The 13,698-nt window shown below is 34.7% G+C and carries 11 protein-coding genes; all 11 read left to right on the top strand.

Annotated elements, in window-relative coordinates:
- Positions 1-889 (top strand): nucleotide sugar dehydrogenase (locus J7K93_11070; GenBank protein MCD6117548.1); only part of this gene is annotated, 889 nt, incomplete at its 5' end.
- A gap of 153 nt (positions 890-1,042) precedes the next feature.
- Complete coding sequence (locus J7K93_11065) at positions 1,043-2,338, top strand: SLBB domain-containing protein (protein ID MCD6117547.1); 1,296 nt, start codon at positions 1,043-1,045, stop codon at positions 2,336-2,338.
- A 17-nt stretch (positions 2,339-2,355) separates the two neighbouring features.
- Complete coding sequence (locus tag J7K93_11060; protein ID MCD6117546.1) at positions 2,356-3,597, top strand: hypothetical protein; 1,242 nt, start codon at positions 2,356-2,358, stop codon at positions 3,595-3,597.
- A gap of 315 nt (positions 3,598-3,912) precedes the next feature.
- Complete coding sequence (locus J7K93_11055; protein MCD6117545.1) at positions 3,913-5,034, top strand: O-antigen ligase family protein; 1,122 nt, start codon at positions 3,913-3,915, stop codon at positions 5,032-5,034.
- Positions 5,027-6,172, top strand: a complete 1,146-nt coding sequence (locus J7K93_11050) for a glycosyltransferase family 9 protein (GenBank protein ID MCD6117544.1) — start codon at positions 5,027-5,029, stop codon at positions 6,170-6,172. Before J7K93_11055 ends, J7K93_11050 begins: the two co-directional genes overlap by 8 nt.
- 21 nt (positions 6,173-6,193) lie before the next feature.
- Positions 6,194-7,657 carry an oligosaccharide flippase family protein gene (locus J7K93_11045; GenBank protein MCD6117543.1) on the top strand — a complete coding sequence of 488 codons (1,464 nt, stop codon included), beginning with the start codon at positions 6,194-6,196 and terminating at the stop codon, positions 7,655-7,657.
- A gap of 22 nt (positions 7,658-7,679) precedes the next feature.
- On the top strand, positions 7,680-8,828 hold the full coding sequence (locus J7K93_11040) for a glycosyltransferase family 4 protein (GenBank protein ID MCD6117542.1): 1,149 nt from the start codon (positions 7,680-7,682) through the stop codon (positions 8,826-8,828).
- Positions 8,829-8,845: 17 nt separating this feature from the next.
- Positions 8,846-10,021 (top strand): glycosyltransferase family 4 protein, encoded by a 1,176-nt coding sequence (locus J7K93_11035; GenBank protein ID MCD6117541.1) that lies wholly within the window; start codon positions 8,846-8,848, stop codon positions 10,019-10,021.
- A gap of 18 nt (positions 10,022-10,039) precedes the next feature.
- Positions 10,040-11,188: a glycosyltransferase family 2 protein gene (locus tag J7K93_11030; protein ID MCD6117540.1), complete on the top strand. Its 1,149-nt coding sequence runs from the start codon at positions 10,040-10,042 to the stop codon at positions 11,186-11,188.
- A 33-nt stretch (positions 11,189-11,221) separates the two neighbouring features.
- Entirely contained in the window at positions 11,222-12,622 is a 1,401-nt protein-coding gene (locus J7K93_11025) for a sugar transferase (protein MCD6117539.1), read from the top strand.
- A 104-nt stretch (positions 12,623-12,726) separates the two neighbouring features.
- Positions 12,727-13,698 (top strand): DegT/DnrJ/EryC1/StrS family aminotransferase (locus tag J7K93_11020; protein ID MCD6117538.1); only part of this gene is annotated, 972 nt, incomplete at its 3' end.

Below are 13,698 nucleotides of genomic sequence, written 5' to 3'. Positions count from 1 at the left end.
GCCGGTTCTTGAAGAGTCCGGATTAAAATATCCGGATGATTTTTATCTGGCTTTCTCTCCTGAAAGGGAAGATCCCAATAATCCTACATATACGACAAAAACAATACCTAAGGTTGTAGGGGCTAACGATCCTTTAAGCAGGAAATATGCAACAGCTCTTTACGATCAGGTAATTATTAAGACTGTGCCTGTATCTACAAGCCAGACTGCAGAGGCAACAAAACTTCTGGAAAATATATTCCGCAGTGTTAATATAGCTCTTGTAAATGAGATGAAATTAATTTTTGACAGGATGGGAATAGATGTGTGGGAAGTTATTGAAGCAGCGTCCACAAAACCTTTCGGGTTTATGCCCTTTTACCCGGGGCCTGGTCTTGGCGGGCATTGCATACCCATTGACCCATTTTATCTGACTTATAAAGCCAAAGAGTTTGATATGCCTACAAGGTTCATAGAACTTGCCGGTGAAATTAATACTGATATGCCGTATTTTGTCGTGCAGAAAATAATGGATGCTCTTAATACAAGGCAGAAGAGCCTGAAAGGGTCGTCAATACTCATATTGGGTGCTGCATATAAAAAGGATATTGATGACCTGCGTGAAAGCCCTTCTCTTAAACTGATGGAAATACTGCAGGATAAAGGTGCACAGGTCGATTATAGTGATCCATATATTCCTGTGCTGCCCAAAGTCAGAAAATATGATTTTAATAAAGAGAGTGTTGAGCTTACAAAGGAGGCCCTTTCGTCCTATGATGCGGTTTTAATTGCTACGGCACACTCTTCTTTTGATTATGATTTTATTGTAAAGAATTCAGATTTGGTTATTGACACGAGAAATGCAACAAAGAGTTCTGTTGATGGAAAAGATAAAATAGTCAAAGCATGATTCGTGAAATAATATTCTAAATAAAATAAATTCAAATTTTCCGGTTAATAACCTTGTAAAGTAAAAATGGTTGCAAAGGGATGATTAGATTTGTTTGTATCTTCACCAGACAATTAATGATGTTTAAATAATTTTATTTATGGAGTAGTATAAATGCGGAAATTATATGTCATAATACTGTTATTAATTTTGGCTGGGATAGGTTATGCTCAGATTCAGGAAGATGAAAATAGTAAAGATATAAAACAAAAATCAGTACCAATGTCAATTGATTTTTCCAAGATATTTGATAAACAAGATGTCCCGCGGGTTGATTACTTACAGCAAAAACAGCAGCAGAATGCTCAGTATGTTCAAAGCCTTAGTGTGCAGGCTCTTGAAAAACCTGTGGATCCGGATTTGTATATTGTCGGCCCGGGAGATCAGTTCTTGTTTGTGTTGAGAGGCTCAGGCCAGGAGCAGGTCCCCATTGAAGTAACACCTGAAGGATATCTTTTCATTCCGGGAGTTGAAGAGATTAAAGTTTCAGGGCAGACACTTACTCAGGTAAAAGAAACAATTAAAGAAAAGGTGAAAAAAGCTTATAAAAACAGCGCTTATTCAATTTCTCTTTTGTCATTACGCCTGTTTCGTGTTCATGTAGTTGGAGAAGTGAAATATCCGGGTACTTATACCGGAAGAGCTATTGACAGAGTTACAGATATGATTGACAGAGCAGGAGGTATATCAAGTAATGCGTGGTATAATAGTGTTATATTAAAACATATCGTTTCGCAGACGATAGATACTCTTGATGTTTTGGCCTATGAAAAATTCGGCGATCTTTCACAAAATCCGGTTGTAGAAGGCGGGGATGTTATTTATGTGCCTACGGTTGCGTTAAGCAGCCGCATTATTACAGTTGAAGGCAATTTTATTCATGCAGGTATGTATGCTTTGCCAAGGGATGAAGATATAAGCACATTTCTTGTAAAAATAGGGGCTTTAAAAAGTACATCTGCACCATCTTTCATAATGGTTTATAGAAAAAATTCAAATCAGGATAAAAATTGCAAGTTTCATGTCTTTAGGCCTTTTAAACGTTCCACAACGGACGGAGAACAATTTATTCTAAAACCGGGGGACAGGATAGTTCTTCCTTCAGAATATGTTTATGTTAAAGGTGCAGTCAGAAACCCTGGTGCATACCCGTATGTTGCTGATTTAACTGCGAGGGAGTATGCAGGTATGGCAGGCGGTGATTACAGATCAGGTAAAATTAATGGTATTAGTGTGTATCATACATTAACCGGAAAGAGAGAAAAAGGGCCTGATACGCCGGTATATCCTGGCGATGTTATACATATGCAGGAAAATATAAGATTGAGATTAGATGTACTTTTGCGTTTGATTCCGACCTTAACATCTTTAATTTTAGCAGCAAAAGCTGCAGGCTTTTTCGATAAATAATACATGAGGATAATTTTATGAATGATCGTAAAAGATCAGTTGATTATTTATATATATTTATTAAATGGCGTAAATTTATAATAATTAATGCATTGGTCGTTGCGGTTGCAGCAGCAGCGGTTAGTCTTGTCGTTCCAAGATGGTATACGTCAAAAAGTGTTATTATGCCGCCGCAGGAAGAGACTCAGGGCCTGGGATTCTCAAATCTGCTGAATAGCCTGCCTTTTGGTTCTCTCGGTTTAACAGGGCTCTCAGAAGGAACTTCCAGGGTGCTGGCAATCTTTGACAGTAGAACATTAATGGAATCAGTCGCTCAAAAATTTGATTTAATGATTTTGTATAAAGAAAAAAATATGGAAGAAACTATAAAGGAGCTTCGAAAACATGTTAAAGTAAACGTGAATGAAGAAGGTACGATATCTCTCGCAGTTGAAGCGAGCACACCCTTTTTTGCCTCATCATCAAAGGATCAGGAAGCAAGAATTCTCGCAAGAGACATGAATACTTTTTTAATACAAAAATTAGATAGTTTAAATAAAGTCTTAAAAGCTGAGAGTGCAAGAAACACAAGAATTTTTATTGAAAAAAGATATTTTCAGAATCTTTCTGATTTGACAAAAGCAGAGCAGGAATTAAAAACCTATCAGGAAGAGCAAGGTGCAATAGCCCTGCCCGAACAAATTACTGCAACGATTGCTGCAGTCTCGGACATTGAAGGCCAGATTGTTGCTAAAGAAGTTGAGCTTAATGTAATGCAGAAATATATGGGTTCTTCTCACACGGAAATTATAAGGCTGAAAAATGAAATTGCAGCACTAAAAAATAAATTTAACGATATAAATACGGGTTCAGATGGTTCTTCTGTTAAAAGGGATGATGTTTTTCTGCCTTTGCAAAAGCTGCCTGATCTTGCATTAAACTATGCCAGGTTATACAGATCAGTTAAAATTCAGGAAAAGATCCAGGAATTTTTACTGCCCCAGTATGAACAGGCAAAAATACAGGAAGCGAAAAATACTCCCACTGTCCAGGTTCTTGACAGAGCTGTAATTCCTATTAAACGCTCAAAACCCAAAAGAGCAGTATTTGTAATGTTTTTTTCTTTTCTTAGCTGTTTGCTAAGCTGCATTTACGTTCTTTTTATTGAATATGTTGAACAAGTAAAGAATTCGCCGGCAATGGATTTTAAAAAAGAGAAGGAAATTATTCATATCATTAGTAATGATTTTATTGGGCTATTTAACCGGACTAAAAAATAAATGGATTTACCCTTAGGCAATTATAGAGTAATTTTTCCTGACAAGAAGTATTTTAACTTTGTTTTTATAATCTTTGAGATAGTGATTTTAGGCCTTGCTGCATATTTTCAAAAACCGGTATATTTGCTTGTGTTTCTGGTTTTTCTTTTAATGAGTTTGTGGTCACTGTTTTCAATTAAACGGACGCTTTTTATATTTTTGACGTATTTAGTACTTTTCCCCAATCAACCGTCATTCGAAAAATACCCATATATATTAGCGCCTGTGTCTTTACAGTTGCTCGCCATTTTTTTATTAATACTGATATTTTATTTAATGGCTGACAAAATATCTTCAGATAATATATCAAAAACATCATTATCAGGCCTTGATAAATTATTTATAATATTTTTTATATGGGTTGTAGTGGCTGCGCTCCTGGGCTTGAAGAACGGAGGAAAACAAGTTTACATAATTTCAGAGCTGTATTTCTTTGGTTTTTATTTAATGTATTTTATAATTTCCAGGTCTTTTAAATCTATTAATTCAATTAAACAGATAATAGCAGTTTTAATAATGATTTCTGTTATTGTTTCTTTTGAGTATATTTATATAGCAGTAAGAGAGTCAGGATTAAGTGGAGGGTTACTACTTAAACGGGTTTCAACGCAACAACCCCATATAGCACAGATAACAATACCATTTTTAATGAGTTATTATTTTTTTAAGAAACAGAAAAAAGTTGTTTTATTAGTTTCAATTTTTCTTATTCCTCTTTTCTTAATGGTTTTCTTTTCTCAGCAAAGAGGCCTCTGGGTGGGCATATTAATTTCTTTAATTATTTTATGGTTTTTATCATTTGTTGAACATGGAGTGACGGTTCATAATTTAATGAAGTTTGTTTTGTATCTTTTTATCGCAATTTCTCTCGCTGCTTTTATATTAGTTGTCATTGATAAGCTGTTCATGGGTTCTTCGCTATTAACACTGATAACAAGAGCAAACACACTTTTGGATTTATCAAAGGACGTTTCTCTTTCAATACGATTGGCGGAAATTAATCATGCCTTGGTACAATGGAGAGAAAATATATTTTTGGGAACAGGTTTGGGCAGCTGGATTTCCCCGGTTATTCTGTCACATATGCCGGAAAATCATATTGATAATTCATATATTTTCATTTTATGGAAAACAGGCGTTGTAGGGCTCTTTATTTTTATCAGCATATATGCAGTGTTCTTTAAAAAAGCATTTTATCTTTTTCATACAAGTTTAAACAGCGATGTACGGCAGATTGCAGGTGCAATAATTGCCGCTTTTTCCGGATTATTGATTGTTGCTTTAAGCAATACATGTATAATATATTATAGATTTAATGTCTTATGGGCTGTTCTTATCGGGCTTGTGGAAGTGATGTACAGACAAGAGAAAAAAAGACAAGAATCTGACCATGGTTAACCGTATTGTTTACATATTAAAATATTTATTTTTAGTTCCGGTCTATTTCCTGCTGAAACTTAAAAGAGATGTTTCTAATATTGATATTAATAAATTATCTAACTCCAGGATTTTAATCATTTCAGGATCTGGTATTGGTAACAGTATAATGGCTGTACCCCTTATTTTAACTATTAAAAAAAATTTACCGGCTTGTTCGATAGATGTGCTGGTAACAAATAGTGCATCCGGAAAAATCCTGGAAAAATTAACAGATGTAGACAATGTTTATATTTTTGCAAATTTTCGAGTCATACATAAGATGAAGTATTTGAGAAACAGAAAATATTATTTATCTATAATTGCATTTCCTACACGTAAGCTGGATATTGAACTTGTACCCTTATTTGCCGGAATAAATAAAATTATTTCACACGATTATTCTAATGCGCATCCCTTTTTTAAAATGTTTATGCATGGACTGATTACTGTAACTCTTAATGAAGATCTACATGATGTTGATCAGAATTTAAACCTGTTTGATACACTGCCAATACACGGAGAGAAAATCAGGGAATATCCGAAAATTGATTATATAAATACAACTTGTATAAAGAAATTTTTTAATGAACACAGTATATCCTCAGACAGGAATCTTGTGGCCATACATCCGGGAAGCAAACATAACGCTGATTATAAAAGATGGCCTCTGGAATCCTTTTTAGAAGTTGCTGATAAAATTATAAAGATTGGAATCTTACCCTTTTTTATTATCGGGCCTGATGAGGCAGAAATATATAAAAGAATTAAGGAGACGGCATTTCCGGTATTAAGGGAAAAAGATTTTAATTGTGTAATAAGCGTATTGTCGAAATCTAAATTGTTAATCACAAATGATTCGGGGATTATGCATTTGGCAGATTTGCTGAATATTCCCATTGTATCAATCTGGGGTGGTAGTGATTTTAAAAGAAATGGTGCAGTCGGGAAAAATGTTGTCAATGTTTACAATCCGGCAATCAAGTGCAGGCCCTGTTTAAGGTTCTATAAAACCCGGGATTGCCCGGGAGAACAGTACGAGTGTCTTTATTCAATCAGTACGGAACAGGTTTTTTCCCAAGTGGAAACGCAGCTTAAGAAGTTGGATTTAATTAAATAAATTTAATCTTATCAGGGAAATATGGCTTATCTTCAAAAATCCTTGTTGAAGCATTCATTTATTTACGGAGCGTCTGATATTGCAAACAGATTAATCGGTTTTTTATTAATACCTGTGTATGCAAGATTCCTGCTGCCGGATGAATACGGAACGCTCCAGCTCCTCCTTATACTTTTCAATCTCATCTTTATCATAGTTCAATTCGGAATTGGTTCTGCAATTTTCAAGTCAGTTATTTATAATCAAAACACAGATAAAAAACTTGTGTACAGCACAGCATTTTATTTCTTACTGGTAAGTTCATTATTGTTTTTAACCGTTATCTTTCTAAAGGCCGATTCAATATCCATGCTGATATTTCGAACCCCGGGTCAAACTTTATTACTCAGGATTGTTATTATTAGTGCATTTTTTAATGTGTTTGGCGTTGTTCCTCTTGCTAAGTTAAGAATAGAAAACAATTCGTTAAAATTCGGAGTAATACTTGTTATAAAGTTTGTACTTCAGATGTTATTGAATATATTATTTGTTGTTTTTTTGAAAAAAGGGATATACGGCATTCTTGTTTCGGAATGTATTGTTTCGGGAATTTTTACCATAGTATATACCATTATTTTAAGTGACAGTCTGAGATTGAAATTTTCTTTTACAGAGTTAAAAGAGATGCTGGAATACGGCCTGCCATTAATTCCGGCAAGTATTGCTATGTTAATATTAACTATGTCGGACAGATATTTATTAAAATATTATACAGGGCTTGATCAGGTAGGATATTACTCGCTTGCATACAAATTTGGTATGATTATAGGGATGATGGTGTCGGCATTTCAAAAAGCATGGCCTTCAGCTATGTTTAATATTGCTAAAGAAAGAAATGCAAAAGAAATTTTTGCAAAAAATTTTACTTACTTTTTTCTCTTTTTATCTTATATGGCTTTGCTGTTAGGCCTTTTTGCAAAAGAGATAATAGTTGTATTCGCCTCCGAAAAATACATTCCGGGATTTAAAATAATTCCTTTTATTTCCCTGGCATTTATTTTTTATGGTGTTTACTATTTTACTGCAATAGGGTTAAATATTAAAAAGAAAACATACTACCAGTCTCTCGCAGTTTCAATTGCCGCTGCCTTAAATATAGGATTAAATGTAATTTTAATACCGAGGTTCGGTATATTGGGAGCAAGCGCCGCAACCTTGATTTCATTTGTTGTAATGGCGGGTACGGCTGCTAAAATATCAAATCATTATTATTCTGTGCCGTATGAAATTAATAGAATCATTAAAATATTTTTATTATTCGTAGTTTTTGTGACTATTCCGTATATTGTTACATGTAATAATATGCTTCTCAATATTTTTATTAAGATTTGTCTTGTTCTTTTGTTTCCGGTGTTTCTGATAGTATTTAAATTTTTTAAAGTTGAAGAATTGATGTATATAAAAAAATTGTATAAAAAGATAAAATCAGGTTTGGCGGAACATTGATATCTTGTAAAAGCAGGTTTCTATGAAGATATGCATGATTATAATGACAGAATTTTTAAATGATGCCAGAGTAACAAGAGAGGCGAATACTCTAGTGAAATCAGGCTACGATCTGGATGTATTTGCTTTGAAAAATAAAGATACTGTTAAGTATGAAAAAAAAGACGGGTATCGCATTTTCCGGATTTCCGTAAAATTAAGATATATCCTTCCCAAAACAAACATATTTTTCTTTTTAAAATATTTGGAGTTTGCCGCACGGGTTATTTTTAAAGCAGGGAAAGAAAAATATTCTCTTTTTCATGCTCATGATCTTGAAACCCTTCCTATCGGATTTTTGCTTTCTGTAATACATGGAAAACCTTTGGTGTACGATTCTCATGAGTTGTATATTGATATGGTAAAACACGGCAGATTTACAAAAAGAATATGGTTCAAAATAGAAAAATTTCTGGCAGGGATGACAGATTCTAATATTCTCACTACCGAATCAAGAGGAAAGATATTTTCAGAAAGGTATTTTACTGAATTCCCGTACATTATCAAAAATGTCCAGATTCTTAAACCCTTAATTAAAACAAATAAATTTCATGATATTTTAGATATTCCTCAAACAGAGCCGATAGTTCTCTATCAGGGGGTCGTGTCAAAAGCCAGAGGTGTTGATGTATTGGTGGACGCCATCGAATATGTTAAAAAAGGAGTGTTGGTAGTAATAGGGCCGGGTGGATATAAAACTAAGCTAATGAACGATGTTGCTGACAGAGGATTGAGCCAAAGAGTGTTTATACTGGATTCAGTGCCGTGGGCTGATTTGTATCAATACACAGCTTCTGCAAGTATTGGAATTTCCCTTGTACAAAATATAGGTTTAAATAACTATACAATGTTATCAAACAAACTTTTTGAGTACTTATCTGCAGGATTACCTGTTATATTTCCTGATTTTCCCGAGTGGAGAAATTTAATTATTTCAGAAGGTGTCGGATTGGTTGTAGATCAAACAGATCCAAGAGAAGCGGCCAATGCAATTAATGAGATATTGTTTTCTGGTGATAAATATTCCGCAATGTCTGCAAAAGCAAGAAAAATTGTAGAGAGCAAATATAATTGGGATATTGAAGAAAAAAAGTTGTTGAAAATTTATAATGGTTTGCTCAATAAAAATTAATTAGAAAACAGTTGTTTATGAAAAGAATATTAATGGTGCTGCAGTCAGATTTCCCGCCTGATATGAGAGTTCAGAAAGAAGCTTTGTCTCTTATTAATGCCGGCAACAGAGTTGTTTTATTATGTGATAATCGTGTTAAAAATTTACGAAAATCATTAATAAAAGGTATAGAGGTGGTACGGGTAAGGCATATTTCTGCTGCAAAAGGCAATTTTCACCGTTTTATTAATTTGCCGGTGTATCCTAATCCTGTATGGCTTTATGCGATTGCCGATACTGTACAAAAGATCAAAGCTGATGTGATACATGTGCACGATCTTCCTCTTGCTCTTTCGGTATTACATGTGAGTAAAATTTATAATATACCAGTTATTATTGATCTGCATGAAAATTATCCTGCTGCTTTAAAACAGTGGTATAAACCAGGAATAGCAGGCTGGACTATACGGAATCCGAAAATTTCTGCCAAAGTAGAACGGTTCTGCCTAAAAAAGAGTAAAAAAATAGTTGTTATTGATCATGTTCATAAAAATTTGTTAATTAAAAGGGGGGTTGAAGCGGATAAAATATTTGTTGTGCCAAATGTCCCTTCATTTGAGTTTATTAATTATAATAAGCCGGACAATGATTTTAAAAGACATTATAGGAACACATATAATCTTGTATATTTTGGTAAATTAAATCCTGAGAGAAATTTGGAACTTGCGTTGCGTGCAGTCCCGGCATTAAAAGACAGAATACCATCCCTCAAGCTAATAATTATTGGCGACGGACCGCATAGACAAATATTGGAGAAGCTTGTTAAATTTTTAAAAATAGAAGAGGCTGTTCAGTTTACAGGATGGCTTGATGTTGCAGATGCAGCAAAATTTATTGATATTGCCGATATTGGTATTATTCCTCATTTTTCTAATGACAATATGGATATTGGAGTACCGAATAAATTATTTGAATATATGGCGAGAGGCAAACCTGTTGTTGTGCCACGTTCTGAGGCAATAGCGTATGTTGTATCAAAAATTAATTGTGGTGTGATTTTTAAACCGAATGTATTAGAGAGCTATATTAATGCTGTTATTAAAATATACGAAAGCAATCTAAAATTCGGTGATCTTGGAAGAGAAGCAGTTGAAAAAGAATATAACTGGAATAATGCGGAAAAGGAACTCTTTAAAGCATATTTTGGAATATAAATATATTGCGGGCATGTTATGCAAATGATTTTCTGGATATTAGTATTTTTAATTGTTTATAGTTATTTTTTATACCCTTTCTTCTTAAAGGTGATTTTATTTTTCAAAAAAGCTGTCAGGGTTATAGATGAAAATTTTACACCCAGGGTAACAATGATAGTTTCAGCTTATAATGAGGAATACATCATGGAGAAGAAGATAATTAATTTTTTAAATATTAATTATCCAAAAAATAAAATAGAGCTTATTATCGGTAATGACGGATCAAGTGACAATACTGAAAAAATACTGGATAATTTTTGTAATAACACATTAATTCGTTGTTTTAATTTTAAAGAACGGCATGGTAAATCATGGGTTCTAAACAAGCTTATTCCGGAGGGTAGTGGAAAAATTATTGTTTTCTCTGATGCTAATACTCTTTATTCCAAAACTTCAATTAGAAAGATTGTAAAACACTTTCGGGATAAAAAAACAGGAGGTGTTTGCGGAAGATTGATATTGAGTAATCCAGAAAATATGCTAAATATTCACGGAGAAGTGAAATACTGGAATTATGAAAATAGAATTAAATCGCTTGAAGGAGCAATAAAAAGTGTAACAGGCGCAAACGGGTCAATATATGCCATAAGGAAGGAATTATTCTCTGCTATTCCTGAAAATAAATTTTTTAATGATGATTTTATTATACCTGCAAACATTATCAAAAAGGGATTGGATATTGTCTTTGAACCGGAGGCAGAAGCATGGGAGTTTACATCACCGACGTTGAAAGATGAATTTTTTAGAAGAATAAGAATAGGAGCTGGCAATTATAATGCAATACCGGAAATTCTGGAATTACTTAATCCATTGAAAGGATTTATTGCATTCAGTTTGTGGTCTCACAAAATTATAAGATGGTTTGTTCCGTTCATGCTTTTATTGATTTTATTAATTAATTTATTAGTGTTGCTCATGCCATTTTATAGAGTTATATTTATTTTACAGATAATGTTTTATCTTGCCGGTTTAATAGGAATAATCTCTCATAGCAGGAAAAAGTTAAATAATATATTTATGTATCCGGCCTATTTTTTAATTATCAATTCTGCACTTTTTGCCGGATTTATTAAAGCGGTTACAGGAAAGCAGGCAAGGACATGGTCCAGGGTTGAAAGGTCATAACATTATAAAGAGTGTATAATTAGAGAAATATACATGTCAAAACAATTAGAAAAGCTTTTCATATTTGTTTCGGATTTTTTAATGATTAATGCGGCCTTTTTTATCTGGTGCAGATTAAGAGGTCAGATGGGATTTTTTACAGAACCTGATTTCCTCGGTACGGCAAAAGTATCCATAATAATATTTTTATACTGGTTCGTTGTTTTTCTTTTTTTCGGCATGTACAAACCATGGTCATTAAGGTCAAGAATTGACGAAATAATTGAAATATTGAAAACCGTAACAATTGGTATTTTTATTATTTTTATTCTGACAGTAGACCTCAGGAGTGATCTGAAACAACCGATGACAATCAGCAGGGCTACAATCTTTGCTTATTGGGCATTAATGGCAGGATGTATTAGTTTCGGCAGAGTTTTTCTTATAACAATTCAGAAAAAACTGCATAAAGCCGGCATAGGCCTGAAAAAGAGCGTGATTGTGGGATGGAGAGGCAAGGCTTTCGGACTTTTTAACCAACTTACAAAAACGCCGGGACTCGGCTATCAGGTAAAAGGGTTTGTTGTCTCTCCGCAGCTAAAGAATGCAACTGCTTATAAGAATACACCTGTACTGGGAACTATTGATGACCTGGACAAGCTGATCCCCAAGCATGATATCCAGGAGGTTCTTATTGCGCTTCCGCAGTATTCAAAAAGGAATGTTGAGCAGGTAATTTCCCGGTGTGACGGAACAGCAGTCGGATTGAAGATCGTACCGGATCTCTATGATCTTATTGTAGGACAGGTAAAGACAAATCAGGTTTTCGGCTTTCCGTTAATAGAAATTTTTCCGAGGATTATGCCTGCCTGGGAATGGAAAGTTAAAAGGTTCGGCGACGTTGTTTTCTCACTTTTGATTTTTATCGGATTTCTGCCTGTATGGCTTTTAGTGACTGCTGCAATCAAGATAGATTCCAGGGGCCCGCTTTTTTATAAACAAAAACGCGTGGGAATGAATGGGAAAGTTTATACAATGATTAAATTCCGCTCTATGGTACATGGGGCGGAAAAAATGACAGGCCCGGTGTGGGCTACGTGGGATGATAAGAGAGTTACGCGTGTGGGAAAAATTATGAGGCGTACTAGAATTGACGAGATTCCGCAGCTCCTGAATGTTATAAAAGGAGATATGTCCTGGGTTGGGCCGAGGCCTGAAAGGCCGTTCTTTGTGGAAAAATTTAAAAAAGAAATTCCTCTGTATGCAAGACGCCTTCGTGTAAGGCCCGGAATAACAGGCTGGGCTCAGATAAAGGGAGGATATGATCAGACAATTGAACATGTAAAACAGAAATTAACGTATGATCTTTTTTACATTGAAAACATGTCTTTAAGGATGGATTTAAAAATAATTCTTGTTACGGTCTATGTTATGCTTAAGAGTAAGGGGCACTGAAAAAGGAGAAAATTTTTTAAAAAGATGTTGTAGGTTAAATTTAAATGTATAATTTAATATGAAGTAAGCAATATAAAATTACGGCTACAATGAAAGGGGTTTTCATGAGCATTCCGATGGTAGATTTGAAGCAGCAGTATAAATCAATTAAAAAAGAAATCAACAGAGCAGTATTAGATGTGATTGAAAGTACACGTTTTATAATGGGGCCTGAAGTAACATCTTTTGAGGAAGAGATGGCTTTGTATTCATCAGCGAAATATGCAATTGCATGCGGTTCGGGCACAGATGCTCTTATGATGTCTCTTATGGCAGCAGGCCTTAAAACAGGGGATGAGGTTATAACAACTCCGTTTACATTTGCAGCAACAGCAGAGGTGATAAGGCTTCTCGGGTTAAAAGCGGTTTTTGTAGATATCAAGCCGGATACATACAACATTGACCCGGAACTTGTGGAAAAAGCAGTAACAAAAAATACAAAAGCTATTATACCTGTTCATCTTTACGGCCAGATAGCGGATATGGATGAGATTAATGTTATTGCAGAGAAAAATAACCTTATTGTAATAGAGGATGCATGTCAGGCAGTAGGAGCTCATTATAAAAACAGAAGGGCGTGCAGTCTCGGTCATATGGGGGCTTTGAGTTTTTTCCCGTCAAAAAATCTCGGCGCTTACGGCGACGGAGGTATGGTTCTTACGTCAGATGAGAAATTTGCAGAAACTCTTCGTATGATAAGAGATCACGGCTCTGACAAGCGCTATCACCATGCTATTCTGGGCTTAAACAGCAGGCTTGATGCAATGCAGGCTGCAATTTTACGCGTAAAACTAAAACATCTTGATGAGTGGAACGAGGCTCGTAAAGATATTGCAGCTCTTTATACAGAGCTGCTGGATCATCCGGATATAATCACTCCGTTCATTAATGAGGACAGAGACCACATTTTCCACCAGTTTTCCATACAGGTTCCTGACAGAGACGGATTAAGGGATTATCTTGCATCAAAGGATATTGCGTGTGCAATACATTATCCTGTGCCGCTGCATCTTCAGCCTGCTTTTGCAGAAAAGGGC

The organism is bacterium (assembly GCA_021158245.1).
Taxonomy (GTDB): domain Bacteria; phylum Zhuqueibacterota; class QNDG01; order QNDG01; family QNDG01; genus QNDG01.
This window is presented reverse-complemented; position numbering and strand designations above follow the sequence as displayed.